Origin of the sequence: Bacillus sp. UNC322MFChir4.1, from assembly GCF_000746135.1 — a bacterium.
In the GTDB taxonomy this organism is placed as follows: Bacteria; Bacillota; Bacilli; order Bacillales; family Bacillaceae_G; genus Bacillus_A.
Genome location: NZ_KN050809.1, coordinates 268627 through 288400, shown reverse-complemented (window position 1 = coordinate 288400; position 19774 = coordinate 268627). Strand labels below are relative to the sequence as shown.

General features: G+C 35.8%; 22 protein-coding genes. 15 read left to right on the top strand and 7 right to left on the bottom strand.

Translation table 11 applies throughout. The features are described from left to right. Positions 1-16 precede the first annotated feature (16 nt). The 10 genes from folE to BR72_RS18695 all read left to right on the top strand — a co-directional run bounded on the left by folE (position 17) and on the right by BR72_RS18695 (position 9302). Positions 17-604: a GTP cyclohydrolase I FolE gene (gene folE / locus BR72_RS18740; RefSeq protein WP_035435497.1), complete on the top strand. Its 588-nt coding sequence runs from the start codon at positions 17-19 to the stop codon at positions 602-604. A 541-nt stretch (positions 605-1145) separates the two neighbouring features. Further along, positions 1146-2117, top strand: coding sequence for a YncE family protein (locus tag BR72_RS18735; RefSeq protein WP_035435495.1), 972 nt, complete (start codon positions 1146-1148; stop codon positions 2115-2117). Then, positions 2114-2785 carry a response regulator transcription factor gene (locus BR72_RS18730; RefSeq protein WP_035435494.1) on the top strand — a complete coding sequence of 224 codons (672 nt, stop codon included), beginning with the start codon at positions 2114-2116 and terminating at the stop codon, positions 2783-2785. The genes BR72_RS18735 and BR72_RS18730 overlap by 4 nt, the downstream gene beginning before the upstream one ends. Before the next feature lies 1 nt (position 2786). Beyond that, positions 2787-4175 (top strand): sensor histidine kinase, encoded by a 1389-nt coding sequence (locus BR72_RS18725; RefSeq protein ID WP_035435492.1) that lies wholly within the window; start codon positions 2787-2789, stop codon positions 4173-4175. Positions 4176-4442: 267 nt separating this feature from the next. Then, positions 4443-5132, top strand: a complete 690-nt coding sequence (locus BR72_RS18720; protein ID WP_269320429.1) for a FadR/GntR family transcriptional regulator — start codon at positions 4443-4445, stop codon at positions 5130-5132. 154 nt (positions 5133-5286) lie between these two features. Then, positions 5287-6003 carry a (Fe-S)-binding protein gene (locus BR72_RS18715; protein ID WP_035435490.1) on the top strand — a complete coding sequence of 239 codons (717 nt, stop codon included), beginning with the start codon at positions 5287-5289 and terminating at the stop codon, positions 6001-6003. An 18-nt stretch (positions 6004-6021) separates the two neighbouring features. After that, complete coding sequence (locus tag BR72_RS18710) at positions 6022-7443, top strand: LutB/LldF family L-lactate oxidation iron-sulfur protein (protein WP_035435488.1); 1422 nt, start codon at positions 6022-6024, stop codon at positions 7441-7443. After that, entirely contained in the window at positions 7443-8153 is a 711-nt protein-coding gene (locus BR72_RS18705; protein ID WP_035435485.1) for a LutC/YkgG family protein, read from the top strand. The genes BR72_RS18710 and BR72_RS18705 overlap by 1 nt, the downstream gene beginning before the upstream one ends. A 111-nt stretch (positions 8154-8264) precedes the next feature. Continuing rightward, entirely contained in the window at positions 8265-8975 is a 711-nt protein-coding gene (locus BR72_RS18700) for a prepilin peptidase (protein WP_035435482.1), read from the top strand. Positions 8976-8987: 12 nt separating this feature from the next. Further along, a complete protein-coding gene (locus BR72_RS18695) occupies positions 8988-9302 on the top strand; it encodes a cyclic-phosphate processing receiver domain-containing protein (RefSeq protein WP_035435479.1) in 315 nt (104 codons plus the stop codon). 52 nt (positions 9303-9354) lie between these two features. Here the strand turns inward: BR72_RS18695 and BR72_RS18690 are convergent, their stop codons facing one another. The 6 genes from BR72_RS18690 to phaQ all read right to left on the bottom strand — a co-directional run bounded on the left by BR72_RS18690 (position 9355) and on the right by phaQ (position 13474). Next, complete coding sequence (locus BR72_RS18690; protein ID WP_035435477.1) at positions 9355-10191, bottom strand: formate/nitrite transporter family protein; 837 nt, start codon at positions 10189-10191, stop codon at positions 9355-9357. A 203-nt stretch (positions 10192-10394) separates the two neighbouring features. Then, positions 10395-11201 (bottom strand): TerC family protein, encoded by an 807-nt coding sequence (locus tag BR72_RS18685; protein ID WP_035435475.1) that lies wholly within the window; start codon positions 11199-11201, stop codon positions 10395-10397. A 390-nt stretch (positions 11202-11591) separates the two neighbouring features. After that, a complete protein-coding gene (locus BR72_RS18680; protein WP_020061915.1) occupies positions 11592-11777 on the bottom strand; it encodes an alpha/beta-type small acid-soluble spore protein in 186 nt (61 codons plus the stop codon). Positions 11778-11911: 134 nt separating this feature from the next. Next, positions 11912-12355, bottom strand: a complete 444-nt coding sequence (locus BR72_RS18675; protein WP_035435472.1) for a MaoC family dehydratase — start codon at positions 12353-12355, stop codon at positions 11912-11914. 101 nt (positions 12356-12456) lie between these two features. Then, positions 12457-12981 (bottom strand): polyhydroxyalkanoic acid inclusion protein PhaP, encoded by a 525-nt coding sequence (phaP, locus tag BR72_RS18670; RefSeq protein WP_035435471.1) that lies wholly within the window; start codon positions 12979-12981, stop codon positions 12457-12459. A gap of 43 nt (positions 12982-13024) precedes the next feature. Further along, positions 13025-13474 carry a poly-beta-hydroxybutyrate-responsive repressor gene (phaQ, locus tag BR72_RS18665; protein WP_035435470.1) on the bottom strand — a complete coding sequence of 150 codons (450 nt, stop codon included), beginning with the start codon at positions 13472-13474 and terminating at the stop codon, positions 13025-13027. A gap of 216 nt (positions 13475-13690) precedes the next feature. Here phaQ and phaR point away from each other — a divergent pair, with 216 nt between their 5' ends. The 5 genes from phaR to BR72_RS18635 all read left to right on the top strand — a co-directional run bounded on the left by phaR (position 13691) and on the right by BR72_RS18635 (position 18948). After that, positions 13691-14158 carry a polyhydroxyalkanoic acid synthase subunit PhaR gene (gene phaR, locus BR72_RS18660; protein WP_035435468.1) on the top strand — a complete coding sequence of 156 codons (468 nt, stop codon included), beginning with the start codon at positions 13691-13693 and terminating at the stop codon, positions 14156-14158. A gap of 154 nt (positions 14159-14312) precedes the next feature. Next, on the top strand, positions 14313-15056 hold the full coding sequence (locus BR72_RS18655; protein ID WP_035435466.1) for an acetoacetyl-CoA reductase: 744 nt from the start codon (positions 14313-14315) through the stop codon (positions 15054-15056). An 82-nt stretch (positions 15057-15138) separates the two neighbouring features. After that, positions 15139-16224, top strand: a complete 1086-nt coding sequence (gene phaC / locus BR72_RS18650) for a class III poly(R)-hydroxyalkanoic acid synthase subunit PhaC (RefSeq protein WP_035435464.1) — start codon at positions 15139-15141, stop codon at positions 16222-16224. Positions 16225-16383: 159 nt separating this feature from the next. Further along, a complete protein-coding gene (locus tag BR72_RS18640) occupies positions 16384-17586 on the top strand; it encodes an NAD(P)/FAD-dependent oxidoreductase (RefSeq protein WP_035435459.1) in 1203 nt (400 codons plus the stop codon). Positions 17587-17598: 12 nt separating this feature from the next. Then, a complete protein-coding gene (locus BR72_RS18635) occupies positions 17599-18948 on the top strand; it encodes a TrkH family potassium uptake protein (RefSeq protein ID WP_035435457.1) in 1350 nt (449 codons plus the stop codon). A 225-nt stretch (positions 18949-19173) separates the two neighbouring features. On the opposite strand, the gene BR72_RS18630 is transcribed toward BR72_RS18635, so the two are convergent. After that, complete coding sequence (locus BR72_RS18630; protein ID WP_035435456.1) at positions 19174-19509, bottom strand: DUF3905 domain-containing protein; 336 nt, start codon at positions 19507-19509, stop codon at positions 19174-19176. Between the last annotated feature and the right edge of the window lie 265 nt (positions 19510-19774).

Here is a 19774-nt window from a genome sequence, read left to right as displayed (position 1 = left end):
AAGGTGGAAATAATATATGAGCTTAAAAACAATCCAAAGTGTAGAAATAGATACTGACAAAATTGAAGTAGCAGTAAAAATGATTCTTGAAGCAATTGGAGAAGATATTAATAGGGAAGGTATTTTGGAAACCCCAAAGCGAGTAGCAAAAATGTATAAGGAAGTTTTTCAAGGCTTAGGTCAAAACCCTTCTGAACATTTGTTAAAAATATTTAATGAAAATCATGAAGAATTGGTATTAGTTAAAGATATTCCGTTCTATTCTATGTGTGAACATCATTTGGTACCTTTTTTTGGAAGGGCTCACATAGGTTATATTCCTAATAACGGAAAAGTAACTGGGTTAAGCAAATTAGCTAGAGCTTTAGAGACCATATGCAAAAGACCACAGTTGCAGGAAAGAATAACCAATGAATTAGCAAATGTAATTTTTGAAATTTTAGAGCCAAAAGGAGTAATTGTTGTAATTGAAGCTGAGCATATGTGTATGACAATGAGAGGTGTGAAAAAACCTGGTTCAATGACTATAACTTCGTCATATAAAGGAATATTTAAAGATAATAGTACACTTCGAAGTGAAACTTTAAATTTGATAGAGGGATAGAATTACATCGTTATTATGCTAAAAAAGAAATTCTCTTGAAATGAAAAAAAGACGTTATTCTTTCTGTGGGTTGTAGGAAAGGAGGGTATTTTTTATACTTGGGGTACCGCTACATACCCATCAATTTAAGAAATTTTACTACCCCAAAATAAAAAAAACGTTATCTTTTCTAATTACTTATCTTATTTAGAAAAGATGACGTTTTTTTTGATTTTTCGATTCAAAGTGAACTACAATTATTTGCTGAAAAATTACATAAACATCTTACTTCTTCATTTTTTGAAAAGCTTGTTAGAACAACGTATTACAGCTGGATATATTCATTTATGATATATTCTCCAAAACGGTCGATATAACAGTAGAAGGAAGTTGTGAAACGAAACATGACCAGTCGCTCTCGCCCTACCTAAAAAAGCTTGTTTTTTAGGTCCGTTTTTCAATTTACATTTATAATATAGAAAGAAAAATAATTTCACACTTTCCTCACAATTATTTGCTATTTTACAAGTATAACAAAACTGTCCATAATGGAGGTAATCTTTTGAAAAGGTGGCTGATTTCACTTTGTATTGTATTTTTACTTACAGGGTGTAAGGAAGGGGGCTATCAATCGATTGATCCGAAGACCCCTCTTCTAATAACAACAAATATAAAAGAAGGAAGTATTAGTTTTATTAATACTAATACGAAAAAAACAATTACAACGTGGCATTTAAATGAAACAATTACGGGAACAACGTTGTTACCAGACAAGAATCGCTTACTTGTGTATGGAAAACAGCTTGAGTATGTATATGTATATTCTTTGAAAGATGGAAAGCAGCTTGAAAAATGGAATACAGGAAAAGGAATAGCCAATATTTTATTATCTGAAGATGGAAAAGAATTGTTCGCAGCTGATCAAAATGAGCAAAAAATTCGTGTGTTCACAACCAATGGAAAAGAAACGGAGAGCATTTCGGTTGGGAAGGGACCGCTGACGATGGTGCAGCGTCATGACATGTTATATGTTCTTAATTTTTATGATACGAAATTGTCTAGTATTGATGTGAAACAAAAGAAAGTTGTGAACTCTTTTATGATTCCACCAGCTTCAACAGGTGCTTTTCTTAGCGGAGATGGGAAGGAAATATTTATTGGCGGCCATGGTGACGGAAAACAAGTAAATGAAAAAGTGCTCGAGTATTCTGTACAAGATGGACAGATGCTTCAATCGTTGCATGCGCCATTTATGCCAATTAATCTGTCTACAGATCAACAATATATTTATGTACTGAGTCACGGATCTAACACGCTGAGAAAATTTGATGGAAAAACGTATAAAGAAGTAGCTTCACTTGAAGTAGGATCGAATCCATTTGCATTTTGGCAAATTGGTAGTGAAGGGTATGTTGCGAGTTATGATAGTGATGAAGTGTATGTGTTAGATTTACATGAAATGAAAATAAAACAGACGATTTCAGTTGGTAAAGGACCATTTCAATTTACGCAAAGAGTAGGGGAGAAAAAATGAGTAAATGCAAAGTATTACTTGTTGATGATGAAAGTGATATGAGACAACTTGTCGGTATGTATTTGGACAACTTTGGTTATGAGTGGAAAGAAGCTGAAAACGGAAAACAGGCGCTTTACATGCTTGAAATAGAAAAGTTTGATTTTGTTATTTTGGATATTATGATGCCAGAAATGGATGGGATTACGGTTTGTAAAGAAATTCGAAAGACATCCGATATTCCGATTATCTTTTTGACAGCAAAAGGAGAAGAGTGGAATCGCGTAAATGGATTGCGTACAGGGGCAGATGATTATATTGTGAAACCATTTAGTCCAGGAGAATTGATTGCACGTATGGAAGCAGTATTAAGGAGATATATGAAATATGAAGAACAAGAGGAAATAGAATTTGGACCAGTTGTTATTAATGAGAAAAGTCGTCGTGTTGAAATAGATGGGGAAGGTATTTCATTAACTGTGAAGGAATTTGATTTACTTTATTTTCTTTGTCAACATAACGGTCAAGTATTTAGCCGGGAGCAGTTGCTTGAAAAAGTTTGGGGATATGATTACGCCGGCAGCACTCGAACAGTTGATACGCATGTGAAAACAATGCGCTTAAAGTTTGGAGAACATGGGAATTGTATTCAAACGGTTTGGGGTGTAGGCTATAAATTTGAGGTGTGAAATGTTTACAATGGTACAAAAGTTATGGCTTACAGTTGCATGCGCGGTTTGTATAACAGTTTCGTTTTTATATTTTGTTTCATTATATTCGTATGAAAAATTATATGTCCAAAATATTGAAGATACATTAAAAGCAGAAGGGAATCGTCTTGTTGCACAATATAGAGCCGGTGAGCCTGTAGGGGTATTTGAAGAAAAAGTAAAATCATTTGATAAAATTGCGAGTGCTGATGTATTGTTTGTGGATAATCCACGCGATTTAAGTGCATGTCTTCCATTTGATGTTCATTACAATTCAATTATTAGTGAGAATGACCGGCAAACACTGTTAGAAGGAAAGACGATTACAAAGATGGGATATGAAGAACATTTTCAGCGTAACATTATGGGCATCGTTATTCCTGTATTAGACAATAAAAAATTGGTCGGTATTGTATATTCTTATATTCCTTTAAAGAGTATTAAAGATCTAATTTATGAAATGGGACTCATTTTAGCTCCTCTTGCCTTTGTCATGATTGTGTTAACTGTATGGATTGGTCGGAAAATTGTTATTGCCATTACAAAGCCGCTTTCACAAATGGAGAACGTTGCCAATCGTATGGCAAAAGGAGATTTTTCACAGCGAATAACAATTTCATCAGAAGATGAAATCGGTCGGCTTGGTAAAGCATTTAATAAGATGGCAAGTGCACTAGAAGAAGAGGATGTGCAGCGAAAAGAATTTTTAGCAAATGTGTCACATGAACTGCGAACTCCTCTTAGTTATATTAAAGGATATAGTGAAGCGATTATTGACGGTGTAGCAAAAGGAGAGCAACAGTTAAAATTTACTGGGCTTGTTCATAAAGAAGCGGGACGTATGCAACGTCTTGTTCATGATTTATTAGATTTAGCACAGCTTGAAGGAGAACGTTTTCCTCTTAAAAAACAGCCGATTGTATTTACGCAGTTAATTGAAGATGTATTAGAGACATATGAATTACAAGTAACAGAAAAACAAATTACATTGCAGACAACTCTTGATCCAGATATTATTGTCAACATTGATGAAGATCGGATGCAACAAGTGCTTCATAACATAATAGATAATGCGCTTCGCTACACAGGTGAGAACGGGACGATACATGTTCAATTAGAGCAACAAGCAGGACAATGTACATTGCAAATTAAAGATAATGGGATTGGCATTGGTGCCGAACATCTTGAAAAGTTAGGAGAACGTTTTTACCGAGTAGATAAAGCGAGAAGCCGTCAAAATGGTGGAACGGGACTAGGTCTTGCGATTGTAAAACAAATTGTGCATATTCACGATGGAACGTGGCAAATTGAAAGTGAAGAAGGAAAAGGAACGACAATTTTGATTCAGTTACCAGTTATCTTATCATAATGAAGAAATAGGGGGAAATGTCGGAGTAACTAATTTTGTCTATTTTATGAACAAAATGTTTGTACTTCTGCGCATTTAGTTCTAAAATAGATATGGATGCTATTTTCTGAATAAAGTGAAATGGTAACTTTTGCTTATCTTTTTCACTTCTCAGAATCTTGAGGTGAGAGTTTTACTGCCCGTTAGCGCGGGATAAATTGTTGTCATTGTTGTTTGGATGATACTGGGGTGATACAACTGGAATACAAATCTATTAAACCAAAAAAAATTTACGAAGAAGTATCGGAAGCCATTTTAGGAATGATTAAAAATGGTACATTAAAGCCTGGTGATAAACTTCTTCCTGTTCACCAATTGGCGGAGCAGTTTCAAGTTGGCAGATCTGCTGTGCGCGAAGCGTTAAGCGCATTGCGAGCAATGGGCTTAATTGAGATGAAACAAGGTGAAGGTACATATGTGAAGAATTTTACTGCCTCTTCTTTAACATCATCATTAAATTCAACTTTGCTGATGAAACAAGAAGATATTGTGAATTTATTTGAAGTTCGAAAAGTGCTTGAAGTAGGAGTAGTTGGTGCAGCAGCGTTAAAACGTACAGAAGAAAATATACACAATATGAAGCACTGGTTAGATGAGATGCAAAAGGGAATCGGAGATGAACAAGCTGGTGAAAAAGCAGATTTTCATTTCCATATGGTAATTGCAGAAGCTTCACATAATAATATTTTGTTAGAATTAATGAACCATGTCTCTGAAATGATTGCTGAAGCAATCGGTGAAACAAGACGAATTATTTTATATGGTGAACAAACAACAGCAGAACGACTTCTAGAAGAGCATCGAAAAATTTATGAAGCAGTGTTAGAGAATGATGTTGAAGCAGCGCAGCAAGCGATGCAAAATCACCTAACGAATGTGGAGTATATGGTCACAGGCATTGAAGAAACAAATTCGTAAGCTTATACCTTTTGATTAAGTAGAGAGAGTATAAGTTAGTGTTTTCTAAAGAAAGAATAAATATGAGCAGTTAATGTCTCGTTTCTTTCTTTTTTCCAAGTCATCTGATGACCATATGAATATTGACTGAGTTGAAATGAGGGGGAGCTATAATATGAAAGTTACATTGTTTGTTACATGCTTAGTCGATATGTTTGAAACAAATGTCGGCAAAGCTACGGTTGAAATTTTAGAACGATTAGGTTGTGAAATTGAATTTCCAGAAGCGCAAGTTTGTTGTGGACAACCAGCTTACAACAGTGGCCATGTAGAAGCAGCAAAAGAAGCAATGAAGCATATGATTAGCACATTTGAAAATGCTGAGTATATCGTTACACCTTCTGGTTCTTGTGCGACAATGTTTCACGAGTATCCACATGTATTTAAGGATGATCCAGAATGGGGACCACGTGCGCAAAAAGTAGCTAAAAAAACGTATGAATTAACACAATTTATTGTTGATGTGTTAAAAGTTACTGACGTTGGTGCTCGTTTGGATGGCGTAGCAACGGTCCATAAATCTTGTCACATGACGCGTTTACTAGGAGTAAAAGAAGCTCCAGGCATTTTATTATCAAATGTGAAGGGCTTAGAAGTGAGAGAGTTACCTAATGTACAAAATTGCTGCGGTTTTGGAGGAACGTTCTCGGTAAAAATGACGCCAATTTCTGAACAGATGGTAGATGAAAAAGTGGATAGTGTCATGGAAACAGGTGCTGATTATTTAATTGGAGCAGATTGTGGGTGTTTGTTAAACATTGGCGGACGTATCGAGCGTTTAGGAAAAAATGTGAAAGTAATGCATATTGCTGAAGTGTTGAATAGCCGCTGATGGAGGGGGAATTAAGCTATGTCTATGAAAACGAGTGATAAAAAATTTAATGATCGTGTTGGTGAAAATCTTCAAGATTCGTTTATGCGCGGGGCTGTATCATCTGCACAAACGCGTTTATACACAAAGCGTTTAGAAGCAGCTGAGGAGCTAGGAAACTGGGAAGAATGGCGAGATCTTGGTGAACAAATCCGTCAGCATACGCTAGAAAATTTAGATTATTATTTAATGCAACTGAGCGAAAATGTATCAAAGCGAGGCGGTCATGTTTTCTTTGCGAAAACGAAAGAAGAGGCAGCTGAATACATTAAACAAGTAGCTGAAAAGAAACAAGCGAAAAAAGTTGTAAAATCAAAATCGATGGTAACAGAAGAAATTGGTATGAACCATGTCCTTCAAGAAATCGGTTGTGAAGTTGTTGAGAGTGATTTAGGAGAATATATTTTACAAGTGGACAATGACCCACCATCTCATATTGTTGCGCCAGCACTTCATAAAAATAGAACGCAAATTCGTGATGTATTTAAAGAAAAATTAGGATATGAAAACTCGGATGATCCATATGAAATGACGAAATTTGTTCGTAAAATTCTTCGTGAAAAATTTATGGATGCAGAAATCGGGATAACAGGATGTAACTTTGCAGTTGCTAACACAGGTTCTCTTTGTTTAGTAACAAATGAAGGGAACGCAGACCTTGTTATGTCTATTCCGAAAACACAAATTGCGGTAATGGGTATGGAACGTATGGTTCCAACGATGGAAGAGCTTGATGTTCTTGTTGGTTTACTATGTCGTAGCGCTGTTGGTCAAAAACTAACAAGTTATGTAACCGTAGCAGGACCAATTCAAGAAGAGGAAGTAGATGGACCGGAAGAGTTTCATTTAGTTGTTGTCGATAATGGCCGTTCTGAAATTTTAGGTTCTGAGTTCCGTCAAGTACTGCAATGTATTCGCTGTGCAGCATGTATCAATGTATGTCCTGTATATCGTCATGTTGGTGGTCACTCTTACGGATCCATTTATCCTGGGCCAATCGGTGCAGTATTAACACCGCTTTTAGGTGGATACGATGATTATAAAGAACTTCCATATGCATCTAGTTTATGCGGAGCATGTACAGAAGCTTGTCCAGTAAAAATTCCATTACATGACTTGTTATTAAAACACCGCCAAGTAATTGTGGAAAAAGAAGGACGTGCACCACTTGCAGAAAAGCTTGCAATGAAAATGTTTAGTATGGGTGCTTCGTCAGCTGCTTTATACAAAATGGGATCGAAAATGGCACCAGCTGCAATGAGCCCATTTACATCTGGTAATCGTGTTTCTAAAGGTGTGGGACCGCTGAAAAATTGGACGGAAATTCGTGAATTCCCAGCGCCAAGCAAAGAAAGATTCCGTGATTGGTATAAAGAGCATAAGAAAGGCGGGAATAACTAATGGCAGGAACGATTCAAAATCGCGATTCATTTTTAGAAAATATCGCAAAACAGCTTGGACGTGAACGCAAAACAGAAGGGGTACAGCGTCCGGTATGGAAAAATAATGTGAATGTAGAAACGTTACATGATTACTCCCAAGAAGAATTATTAGAAGTATTCAAGAAGCAATGTAACAATATTCATACGACTGTTGTTGAAACGAATCGAGCTGAATTAAGTGTTGCAATTAAGAAAGTTGTCACGGAAAACGGCGGCGGACCAATTATGTTATCTCAAGATGATCGTTTTGAAAAGTTTGGACTGCAGCAATTGTTTGAAGCGGAACTTCCTGGTGAAAATGTAGAAGTGCATGTTTGGGACCCAGCGAAGAAAGAAGAAAACATGAAGTTAGCCGAACAAGCAAATATCGGAATTTCATTTAGTGATTATACATTAGCAGAATCAGGTACAATTGTCGTGCAAAGTCATAAAGGAAGAGGGCGTTCATTACACTTTCTACCAACTATTTATGTAGCCATTATTCCACGTGAAACAATCGTGCCGCGTATTACACAAGCGGTACGTGATTTGAATACACGTGTAGAAAATGGAGAGGCACCGGCTTCTTGCATTAATTTTATTACAGGACCAAGTAACTCTGCTGACATTGAAATGAACCTTGTTGTTGGTGTACATGGACCATTAAAAGCGTTTTATTTTGTTGTATAAATGAAGAAACAGGCCTTATAAGGGCCTGTTTTTTTATGGAGAAAGATGAATTTTTGAAAATACAATGTGTTACCTTTTCTTGTTATACTAGGCGAGAAAGGAGAGAATGAAATGCTATTTTATGTATATGCTTTTTTCACTGGTTTAATATTAGGCTCTTTCTATCACGTTGTTGCGTATCGGATTCCACTCGGTTATTCCATCATAAAACCACGATCACATTGTTCTCATTGTTCCCATGTATTACAACTAAAAGAGTTAATCCCCATTTTATCATTTTGTATTCAAAAAGGACGGTGTACGCAATGTAATATAAAAATTTCATATTTACATCCATTATTTGAAGGCATTTCCGGAGTGTTATTTCTTCTTACAGCGGTCTTTGTTGGGGCTGATGGGCAGCTTATTATTGCATGGACGCTGTTATCACTTCTTCTTATTGTTTCCATTACAGATCTTCTTTATATGGTTATTCCAAATCAAATTTTACTCTTTTTTGCAGGACTATTTTTAATCGAACGTTTTTTTATACAGCCATCGCTATGGTGGGATGGATTGTTAGGAGCAATGGTCATGTTTATGCTCTTATATATCATTCAAACTATTTATCCAAAAGGAATCGGAGGAGGGGATGTAAAATTATTTATTTTACTTGGTTTTGTCGTTGGAACAAAAGTGATACTGTTATCACTTTGTTTCTCATCATTATTTGGTCTTTGTTTTCTTATTATCTCAATTGCTCTAAAACGTATGACATATAATGAACCGCTTCCTTTTGCGCCTTTTATTGCACTTGGTACTATATGTACATATAGTATGTAGAGGAGGGATAAGATGAATGTATTTATGGATGATCAAAGACCGTGCCCATCTGGTTTTACACTAGCGACGACAGTCGAACAAGCGCTGGATCTCATGCGGAATTATAAGATACATACGTTATCACTTGATTATAATATGGGATTTCGTCAGAGAAATGGGCTATTTTTCGTAGATGTATTTTGTAAAGAACGATTACATGTGGAGGAAATTCATCTTCATACGAATGATTCGATTGGACAACATTATATGTTAGCGCGGATACAAAAAGGAAAAGAGTCTGGAGAAATTTCTTCGTCCATTATAATTAAATGTGTTGGAAGTTACTAAAAAAGCAAGCATTCCAATCAATTTGGAATGCTCGCTCAATAAAAGTTTCATCTTATTTTACTTGCGCTGACAATGGAATAATTTCTTCAGTTTGTTCGGAATCGATTTCTGGTTTTGCAGATTTCGTTTTAGTCAAATAATGATAAACCATACCAACAAAAACAGATCCGCCAACTATGTTACCGATTGTAGCTGGAATTAAGTTATGAATCGCACCTGCAAAAGAAACTGTATCAGGATGTGGAACAAGTAAAGCAATTGAAAAGATGGCTAGATTTGCGATGCTATGTTCATATCCTGACATGAAGAAAGTAAATACAGTTAAAAATATCATAATTATTTTAGCTGTATCTCCTTTTACTTGTGATGGAAGGAAACATGCAAGACAAACGAGCCAGTTACATAAAATAGCTTTGAAAAATATGTGTGTTGTTGATGCGCCCATCTTTGTTGTGGCAACTACATTTAATAAGTGATTGTGACTTATTGTTTCATAAATACCAGTTGCATAAAATAGCAATGCCAAAAATACTGCTCCTACTAAGTTTCCTATATAACAAGCACCCCAGTTGCGAAGTGTATCGATAACAGTTGTTTCTTTACGTAAAGTTGCAACGGTGAAATACATTGTATTTCCTGTAAATAATTCAGCTCCACCAAATATAATTAAAATAAGTGCAATTCCAAAAAATATAGAGAATGCAAAATATGTTGCGGGTGAATGTGCATCATGAAAGAAATTTCCTAATTTAGAACATAGTACAATAACAAAACCCATATAGACACCAGCTAGCGCTGCCCGAAGGAAATATTGCATTGGATTGTTATCTAACATTTTTTTCTTTTTCTTTGCGAGCTGTACTAGGTAATCTACTCCTTGTTCTAGCATAAAACATTACGCTCCTTCAATAAATCATTTATTAATATTCTTTATATGAATAAATTACACGTATTTGTTCTTACTTTCAATAATCTTGTTCAATATTTCACAAAAAGGACAACATTTTTGTGAAATATTGAACAAAATATTGTATAATATATTTTCAAAATTGAGAAACTCTATCTATGGAGAAAAAGGAAAAAGCGCTGAAATTACAGCGCTTTTTCGTTATATTGTTTTGAATCTTGTTGTACGTTTGGCGTTGTTTCTTTTGATAAGAGCCAACCACCTACACCAATTGACAGCAATACAATCCAAAATGTTAATTTCCAAGTAGTTGATTCTGGGAATTCGTGTGGGATGACGCCTAATGCAGGGTGAGCTAACGTATAAACTGCTAATTTCACACCAACCCAACCGACAATCATGAATGCAGCAGTTTCCAATCCTGGTTTACGCTGCAGTAAGTTTACGAAAGCGGATGCGGCAAAGCGCATAATAATTAATCCAATCATACCGCCTGCGAAAATAACAGCAAACTGTCCGATATCAAGTTCGCCAATTGTACCAAGATTTGTCTTCGGTAATGTCATTGCTAATGCAACAGCTGCTAAAATAGAGTCAACAGCAAACGCGATATCAGCAACTTCTACTTTAAATACAGTCCACCAAAAGTTTTCTTGTTTTTTCTCTGTCTCTTTTTTCTCTGTTTCTTGATGAGCTGCATTCTTTTTAACATACGTTTTTACAAGATGGTTACCAGCGATAAACATTAAATAAATGGCACCGATTGCTTGTACTTGCCATACATCGACAAGAAATGAAATCATAAACAATGATCCAAAGCGGAATACAAATGCTCCTGCAAGTCCGTAAAATAAAGCCTTTTTACGTTTTTCTTCCGGTAAGTGTTTAACCATGATTGCAAGGACAAGTGCATTATCTGCTGCTAAAATTCCTTCCAAAGCGACTAAAATAAGTAATACCCAACCATACTCCAATAATAAAGATAGTTCCATTTACAATCTCCTCTCGTTTGTACAAGCGCTAAACAAACAGAAGAAAATTCCCCGTTGTTTAGCTTCCCCAAAATAAGCTCTATCAACGGCGGAGGAATTTAGAAATGAATGCAAAAAAGACCTCTGCCGTTAATAGGCAAAGGTCTTGCTAGACATATGTAATAAACTATGCCAACAAAGCCGGAGGAACATGGTTCCACGTAATGACGACTTTGTTTCAGAGAATATTTTCTCTGACGCTACTCCCCTTTGGAAATATGCTATTACGTACAGTATATAAGTACTGCTAAAGTTTGTCAATCTGCTAAAAGAGTTTTGTGTGAATATTTCACTTTATGTACGCTAAAAAAGAGGCGGAGAATATCCGCCTCAAATCCATTGTTTATATTATTATCCACGTAATTGTTGTTGTGCAAGAGAAACGAGGCGTTTTGTCACTTCACCGCCGACAGATCCGTTTGAACGAGAAGCTGTGTTAGAGCCTAAATTCACACCAAATTCTTGTGCAATTTCATACTTAAACTGTTCTAATGCTTGTTCAGCACCAGGAACAAGTAGTTTATTTGTTTTTGCCATAGTATAAAACCCCTTTTTTCATTTTCAGCTTATAAGAGCTGATGATGTTATTGTATGTGTTTGAATTTCACTCATACGCGGAAGTAATCGGAGAGACTAACAGTTCTTGGAGGAAATGAAAAAGAGTAGCAGCGCTACTCTTTTTTCATAACGGTTGCTGTGCCTTCTACAACAACTTTATCGTATTGATTATAGATGTTTGTTTGTAATGTAATAATTCTTTTATCGTCGCGTTTTTCAATGACTTCAGCGACAACACGTAATGTATCTCCGATTTTTACAGGGGCACGGAATGCGATGTTTTGTGATAAATAAATGGTATTTTTTCCAGGAAGCTTTGTGCCAAGTATTGTTGAAATAAAGCTAGAAACGAGCATACCATGGGCAATGCGTTCTTTAAACATCGTTGTTTTAGCAAAAGAATCAAGGAGATGAATTGGATTTACATCGCCTGTAAGTTTTGCAAACGTAATAATATCTTCGTTTGCAATGGTCTTTGTTAAAGAAGCTCGATCCCCTAAGTGAATGTCATCATAATAAAGCTCTTGAACAGATTCTGCTTCTCGAAAAGGATTCATTTCTTCCTCCTTCTTTTCCATGTTGAAAAATGTGAGCGGTCCAGATGCAAAGGGAGAAAGAAGGGAAAGCGTATTTTTTGCAGTCAGTTGCCACATCTTTCTTATTTCATGGAAGTAAATAGATTTTTTGAGTTTTCCTCGAACTTTTTTACGAGGTCTAGTTGCATGGATTTGAATTCTTCTAAAAAACTTTCCATTTGTTTTTGAACCTCTTCACGTTGTTGTTGTTGTTGGTTAATTAATTGTTTTACTGCTTCTTCGAATTGTTCGCTTGTTTGTGAAAGTAAAGATAGGGATGCTTTTGTTGGAGACACAGTTAGCTGCTGCATATGATTGGAAAGTTCATTCCATTTTTCTTGCCATCCATCCATTTGTTCATTGAAGGAATTTCCGGAAAATTGTTTAACGTATTCAGAGTATTGCGCGTTTGCTTGTGCTGAAAATTGCTGGATTTCTTTCTCAATTTCTTGTGTACTTTCTGTTAATTTATGCAAAGACTCCTGCTGATGTTTCAACGTTTCTAATGTAAGTTGTTCCATTTGTTTTCCTGCTGAAGAGAAAAAAGAAAGAGAGTGTGACCAATTTTTCCAGAATGTATCAACAAGTTCGTGTGGTTTCGTTTCCATGACTTGACCTCCAAATAAAATTTTTACATATTGTGAACGCAGATTAATCTGCTGTATCACCAGAAGATGATGAAGATTTTTCATCCTTTACTGAAACTGTGGAAAATGGGAAGAACGCATTTGTGTATAGGTTAAAAAATGTACGAAGCATCTTTTGGTATTGTTCAAATGACGTAGCGCAAGAAGTTAAATATTCTTCTCCATATTCCGTTAAAGAATAAATTCGTTTTGCTGGACCTCCTTCACTTGTATCCCAAGTGGAAGATATGAGGTTTTCCTTTTCTAACTTTCGCAAAGTTCTATATACATTACCCTGATCAATAGAAGAAAAGCCAATATCCATTAGCATTTGAATGAGTTTGTAACCGTGAAGACTCCAGTCTTTAAGACAGAGAAGTAGAAATGGAACTAAGAAGTTTTTCGGCATGGAGTTTGGTTGTTTCGTTTGGGCCGTTTCCAAACTTTCTTTTTTTTCTGGTTCATTTTGTAGCATGATTGTGCATCACCTCATGAATCAGTTAATTGGGATTTTTTTCTTATATGTGCAATTTACACCTATCTGTATTTTTTGTCAATTGATTTTTTTGAAAATAGAAAAAATAAATATACCCTTGAACTTTCTGAAAGAATATCGGAAAATAATGAATAGATTGAATTATTTCAATTGTTTTTATTTGTTTTAATAACGAAATGAAGGAGTGTAGGAGAATTGATTGAACAAAAACTCGATCCACTACAAGCTTGGAAGGAAGTTTACGAACAGACAGAAAAGTTTTGGGGAAAAACGCTTAATGAAACAGTCAAGACAGAAGAGTATTCTGCATGGATGGGAAGCGTTTTAGATTTGAACTTGTTTTATCAAAAGATGATGAACGATGCAACAAAGGGGTATTTAGAGAAAGTGAATATTCCAACGCAAGAAGATATTGCACGAGTTGCTTCTCTTGTTATTAATTTAGAAAACAAAGTTGACAATATTGAAGAGTTTTTGGAGGAAAATACAGAATCCATTAGACAATCACCTACAATAAAACGTGATGTAACAAAAGTGAAACAAGATATTCGAACATTAGAAAATAAATTAGATAAAGTTTTAGAGCTATTAGAGGGGCAGAATGCAATATTAGAAAAATTACAAGTGCCAGCTGTACAAGCGAAACCAGATCCTAAAAAATAATTTCGTTAAATATATATTTGTTCAGAAAGTGGAAGGGAGAACCTCTTTCTAGGGCGATATATTATTTATAAATGTATACATGCATTATGCGGTGTACATCTAGGCGAAATCCATCCATCATGTAACCGCAAATTATAACAAAGGGGGAGCAAAAATGGCTCAATTACATGGAAAAGTAGCAATTGTAACGGGTGGAGCAAAAGGGATTGGAAAGGCAATTACAATGGCACTAGCAGCAGAAGGTGCAAAGGTAGTAATTAACTACAATAGCAGTAAAGAAGCTGCTGAGAACCTTGTGAATGAGCTCGCAAAAGAAGGACATGATGTATACGCTTGTCAAGCAGATGTTTCTAAGTTAGAAGATGCAAAGCGTCTTGTTGAAGAAACAGTACAGCACTTTGGGAAAGTAGACATTTTAGTTAATAATGCTGGAATTACAAGAGATCGTACATTTAAAAAGTTAAATCGTGAAGATTGGGAGCGCGTTATTGATGTAAATTTAAGCAGTGTATTTAATACAACAAGTGCTGTACTTCCATACATAACGGAAGCTGAAGAGGGACGAATTATTAGTATCTCTTCTATTATTGGGCAAGCTGGTGGATTTGGACAGACAAATTATTCAGCTGCAAAAGCTGGTATGATTGGATTTACAAAATCTTTAGCATTAGAACTTGCAAGAACAAATGTAACAGTAAATGCGATTTGCCCAGGCTTTATTGATACAGAGATGGTAGCGGAAGTTCCAGAAAACGTTCGTGAGCAAATTGTTGCGAAAATTCCAAAGAAACGTTTCGGTCAAGCTGATGAAATTGCAAAAGGTGTTGTATACCTTTGCCGAGATGGTGCGTACATTACAGGTCAGCAATTAAATATTAATGGCGGTTTATATATGTAATCTAACAACAAAGAAGTGCATGTCTATGATAGGTATGCGCTTCTTTCTTTCTAGAAGAAATAAAAATAAAGGAGTTGTGAACATGACAACGTTGAGAGCAGAATGGGAAAAGCAATTAGAGTTGTATCCAGAGGAATATCGAAAGGCATACCAACGCTTTAGACGAGCGAGTGAAGTGTTACTTCGTGAACCAGAGCCGCAAGTAGGGTTAACGCCGAAAGAGGTAATTTGGACGAAAAATAAGACGAAGTTATATCGTTACATTCCGAAGAAAGAAAAGACACATTCTGTTCCTATTTTGTTAATTTATGCTCTTATTAATAAGCCTTATATTATGGATTTAACGCCAGGGAATAGTTTAGTAGAATACTTAGTAGACCGCGGTTTTGATGTATATATGCTCGACTGGGGAACGTTCGGTTTAGAAGATAGTCATTTGAAATTTGATGATTTTGTGCTTGATTACATTGCAAAAGCTGTCAAAAAAGTATTGCGTACAGCGAATGCAGAAGAAATATCTTTGCTTGGCTATTGCATGGGGGGAACATTAACTTCTATTTACGCTGCACTTCATCCGCATATGCCAATTCGTAATTTAATTTTTATGACGAGTCCATTCGATTTCTCTGATACAGGGTTATATGGACCGCTATTAGATGAGAAATATTTTAACTTAGATAAAGCGGTGGATACATTTGGCAATATCCCTCCGGAAATGATTGATTTTGGGAATAAAATGTTAAAGCCAATTTCGAATTTTGTCGGTCCGTATGTAGCACTTCTTGATCGTTCAGAAAATGAGCAGTTTGTAGAAAGTTGGAGATTAGTTCAAAAATGGGTTGCAGATGGGATTCCGTTTCCAGGAGAAGCATATCGTCAATGGATTCGAGAGTTTTATCAAAAAAATAAGTTAGTAAAAGGTGAGCTTGTGATTCGCGGCCAACAGGTGAAGTTAGAAAACATTAAGGCAAATGTATTAAATATTTCTGCGAAACGTGACCATATAGCACTTCCATGTCAAGTGGAAGCTTTATTAGATCATATTTCTAGCGTTGATAAGCAGTATGTTTGTATTCCAACGGGGCATATGTCAATTGTATACGGCAAAGCAGCGGTAAAACAAACATATCCAACCGTTGGAAATTGGCTTGAGGAACGTTCAAAATAACGCGAAACCACAGGCAGTTGGCAATCGAGAAAAATTGAAGATAGCGCTGTTAGAGCGTGATAGAAAAATCCAGTTAGTGAAAACTATCTGGATTTTTTTATGGGAAATAAAGAAAAATAATAAGACAAAGAAATGCATCTTTATTTTAGGAGAGATTTCATGAAACTTCGATTCGGAAAATTGTTTTGGAATGAAGGGATTTCTATACCTTGTTATGAAATGCTGGAAAATGATATGATATGTGATGTGCTTATTATTGGAAGTGGTGAAACGGGTGCTCATCTTGCATATATGTTATCAATAATTGGACTACAAGTGGCAGTTATCGATAAAGGGAAAGTTGCAAGTGAAAGTACGCTTGTGAATACAGGATTGTTGCAATATGCTCACGATAAATCATTAACTTCGTTTGTTCATACATTTGGTGAAGAAAAAGGGGTTCGTGCATATCAATTATGTTATGATGCAATAAATACTTTGGAGCAAGTGGCAACAAAATTGGATATGAATCCCGAATTTATTCGTAGAGGAAGCTTGTATTATGCAAGTAATAAAGATGATGCTTTATTTCTACGAGAAGAATATGAAACATTACAACAATATGGTTTTCCTGTTGAATTTTTTACAGAAGAAGATATAAAAAAACGTTATTCATTTACAAAACCAGCTGCTTTATATACAAGAGGAGATGCGGAAGTGAATCCGTATGTATTGGCACATAGCCTTATTCATAAAGCAAAAAAGAATGGAGCGGCTATTTTTGAAGATACAGAGGTTGTTCATATTAAATCTGTTCAAAAAGATATAATCTGTTATACAAACAACGGAAAGAAAATTATATCTAAAGCTGTTATTGTAGCTACAGGATACGAAACGCAACAGACGAAAAAAGAAGCAAATGCAACTTTGGCAACTTCCTATGCAATTGTTACAAATGAGCAACCAAACTTTGAGGGATGGTACGAGCAGTCGCTAATTTGGGAAACTGCACGTCCGTATTTATATTGCCGCACTTATAAAAATCGAATTATCATCGGTGGCTTAGATGAACCGACTATGTTACAAAAGTATGGTGATACACATTTACTACATAAAAGAAACCTTCTTGTTCAAATGACATCAAAATTATTTCCACAGTTGAAACATATACAAGCAGAATATTATTGGGCAGCCATATTTGGCGGAACGCATGATGGAATGCCTATTCTGAAAGAGGATGAATCGATTGGAAATCTCTATTATGCATTAGGTTATGGAGGGAACGGTACCGTTTATAGTATGGTATTTGCAAAAATATTTCAAGAATTGTTTACATGCGGAAGTAGTTCGGATTTTGAAGTATTTCACCGCAAAAAAAGTTAAAGAAGTGATGGAATGAAAGCTATTAGAAAATGGTTACAACGTTTAAGGCCTGTACAGCTCATCGCTGTATTTTATAGCATTGCTGTGATTGTGTCTGTTATATTATTAAGCATGCCATTTGTTATAAAACCAGGAGTGAAGTGGACATTCATTGATTCCTTATTTATATCTGTTAGTGCAGTAAGTGTGACCGGTTTATCTACTGTGTCAATTCCCGATACATTTAATACAGCAGGTATTGTGATATTAGCACTTGTTTTACAATTAGGTGGGCTTGGCATTATGGCACTTGGGACGTTTGTTTGGATGATCACAGGGAAGAAAATAGGTTTGCAGCAGCGGCGCTTAATTATGGCAGATCAAAATCAAGGGAATTTAGCAGGACTGGTTCAGTTAATGCGCTCTATTTTAATATTAATCGTTTCGATTGAAGTGCTTGGTGCACTTTTGTTAGGAACAAGATTTTTACATTACTTTCCTGGCTGGAAGGAAGCGTATTTCCATGGTTTTTTTGCATCTGTTAGTGCGACAACGAATGCTGGATTTGATTTAACAGGACAATCGCTTATACCGTATCAAGAGGATTATATTGTACAAATTATTCATATGTTTCTCATTATTTTAGGTGCAATTGGTTTTCCGGTGTTAATGGAGATCAAGCAATATATTGGCAAAAAGAAACATGAATTATTTCGATTCTCGTTATTTACAAAACTGACAACGACAACGTTCTTTTCTCTAGTCATTGTTGGAACGATCGTTATTTTTTTGTTAGAATGGAATCATTTTTTGCACGGGAAATCCTGGCATGAAATGTTATTTTATACATTGTTTCAATCTGTTACAACCAGAAGTGGCGGCCTAGCAACGATAGATATTCAAGAATTTTCACCGCCGACGCTGTTCTTTATGAGTATATTAATGTTTATTGGAGCTTCTCCAAGTTCTGTTGGCGGCGGTATTCGTACAACAACATTTGCCGTTTGTATCCTCGTATTGTATAACTTTGCAAAAGGTAGTAGAAATGTACGGGTATTTGGGAGACAATTACATGAAGAGGATATTATAAAATCATTTGTTGTTGCATTGATGGGTGCATTGCTATGTGCGGTAGCAATATTTATTTTATGTATAACAGAACCATTTCCATTATTGAACCTCGTCCTAGAAGTGTGTTCAGCATTTGGAACGACTGGATTATCGACGGGAATTACATCAGAACTCACAACAATTGGAAAGTTAGTATTAATTGTGCTTATGTTTATCGGACGGATTGGTATTTTAACGTTCATATGGGTAATTGGGGGAAGAGAGAGACCTCCTCGATATAAATATCCGAAAGAACGGGTCATTGTTGGATAAGAAGAAGCTGACTTCCGTTATCGACCGTTCTTTGCAATATATCGGCGATTCGACATGAAATAAAGACACTTCGACGTTATTCGACATACAAGTAGTCAATCCGCTGAACTGTATCATATCGAAAAGTGAAGGAATCTGACTAAAAAGTGAATTTTTTAGTCAGATCCTTATATAAGAATAAAAGGCTTCTCCAAAAGTTTCACTTTTGGAGAAGCCTTTTTTACATTAATCGTTAATACCAAACTGAGGATGCATAAAAGTATCTTCTGAATCATTATTGTTCTTTTGCAGTAATTCCTGATTTTCTTCAGCAATCCAGCCAATATCATTTGTTGGATGTATCCATTGATCTCCGGCCATAATAGCAGGGTCAATATCATCACTCCAATCGTTTAGGGGGCTATTTTCTGAATTATATTGGCTATCGCCAATAATCACGCCATACTCATTGGTGAATGGTGGCTGCATCGTGATGCCAGTTCCTTTAAAAGAAGGAAAATTCATTTGATGCGGAATTGTTTCGTCAAGAATAGGAGAGTCGATCGGTTCGTTTTTCTTCACATACATCGCTCCTTGCTTTCTTCTTTTGTTTTAAACCTTGCATGTGGCAGAAACAGGCCCTGACTGTTTCTATGCAAGTTCAGAAGCTCTCGTCTACATAAAAAAGGGGTTTTTATGTCAGTATTTCAACTTGTATTTAAGTAGAAAGGTGTATAGACCTTCCTGTTTTATAGCATTTCCTCATATTGTGTGTTCGTAACTTGTTAACAGTTACCATCTATAGGGTAGAGTTTCAATGTCCATATTAGTACTACAAGCATTAATT

What these genes read in the sequence shown, in the direction of transcription:
- folE (WP_035435497.1), top strand. Translation starts at nt 17, where the DNA reads ATGAGCTTAAAAACAATCCAAAGTGTAGAAATAGATACTGACAAAATT.
- BR72_RS18685 (WP_035435475.1), bottom strand. Translation starts at nt 11,201, where the DNA reads ATGGAACTATCTTTATTATTGGAGTATGGTTGGGTATTACTTATTTTA.
- BR72_RS18700 (WP_035435482.1), top strand. Translation starts at nt 8,265, where the DNA reads ATGCTATTTTATGTATATGCTTTTTTCACTGGTTTAATATTAGGCTCT.
- BR72_RS18655 (WP_035435466.1), top strand. Translation starts at nt 14,313, where the DNA reads ATGGCTCAATTACATGGAAAAGTAGCAATTGTAACGGGTGGAGCAAAA.
- BR72_RS18725 (WP_035435492.1), top strand. Translation starts at nt 2,787, where the DNA reads ATGTTTACAATGGTACAAAAGTTATGGCTTACAGTTGCATGCGCGGTT.
- phaC (WP_035435464.1), top strand. Translation starts at nt 15,139, where the DNA reads ATGACAACGTTGAGAGCAGAATGGGAAAAGCAATTAGAGTTGTATCCA.
- BR72_RS18730 (WP_035435494.1), top strand. Translation starts at nt 2,114, where the DNA reads ATGAGTAAATGCAAAGTATTACTTGTTGATGATGAAAGTGATATGAGA.
- BR72_RS18695 (WP_035435479.1), top strand. Translation starts at nt 8,988, where the DNA reads ATGAATGTATTTATGGATGATCAAAGACCGTGCCCATCTGGTTTTACA.
- phaQ (WP_035435470.1), bottom strand. Translation starts at nt 13,474, where the DNA reads ATGCTACAAAATGAACCAGAAAAAAAAGAAAGTTTGGAAACGGCCCAA.
- BR72_RS18680 (WP_020061915.1), bottom strand. Translation starts at nt 11,777, where the DNA reads ATGGCAAAAACAAATAAACTACTTGTTCCTGGTGCTGAACAAGCATTA.
- BR72_RS18675 (WP_035435472.1), bottom strand. Translation starts at nt 12,355, where the DNA reads ATGAATCCTTTTCGAGAAGCAGAATCTGTTCAAGAGCTTTATTATGAT.
- BR72_RS18640 (WP_035435459.1), top strand. Translation starts at nt 16,384, where the DNA reads ATGAAACTTCGATTCGGAAAATTGTTTTGGAATGAAGGGATTTCTATA.
- BR72_RS18710 (WP_035435488.1), top strand. Translation starts at nt 6,022, where the DNA reads ATGTCTATGAAAACGAGTGATAAAAAATTTAATGATCGTGTTGGTGAA.
- BR72_RS18705 (WP_035435485.1), top strand. Translation starts at nt 7,443, where the DNA reads ATGGCAGGAACGATTCAAAATCGCGATTCATTTTTAGAAAATATCGCA.
- phaP (WP_035435471.1), bottom strand. Translation starts at nt 12,981, where the DNA reads ATGGAAACGAAACCACACGAACTTGTTGATACATTCTGGAAAAATTGG.
- BR72_RS18690 (WP_035435477.1), bottom strand. Translation starts at nt 10,191, where the DNA reads ATGCTAGAACAAGGAGTAGATTACCTAGTACAGCTCGCAAAGAAAAAG.
- BR72_RS18715 (WP_035435490.1), top strand. Translation starts at nt 5,287, where the DNA reads ATGAAAGTTACATTGTTTGTTACATGCTTAGTCGATATGTTTGAAACA.
- BR72_RS18635 (WP_035435457.1), top strand. Translation starts at nt 17,599, where the DNA reads ATGAAAGCTATTAGAAAATGGTTACAACGTTTAAGGCCTGTACAGCTC.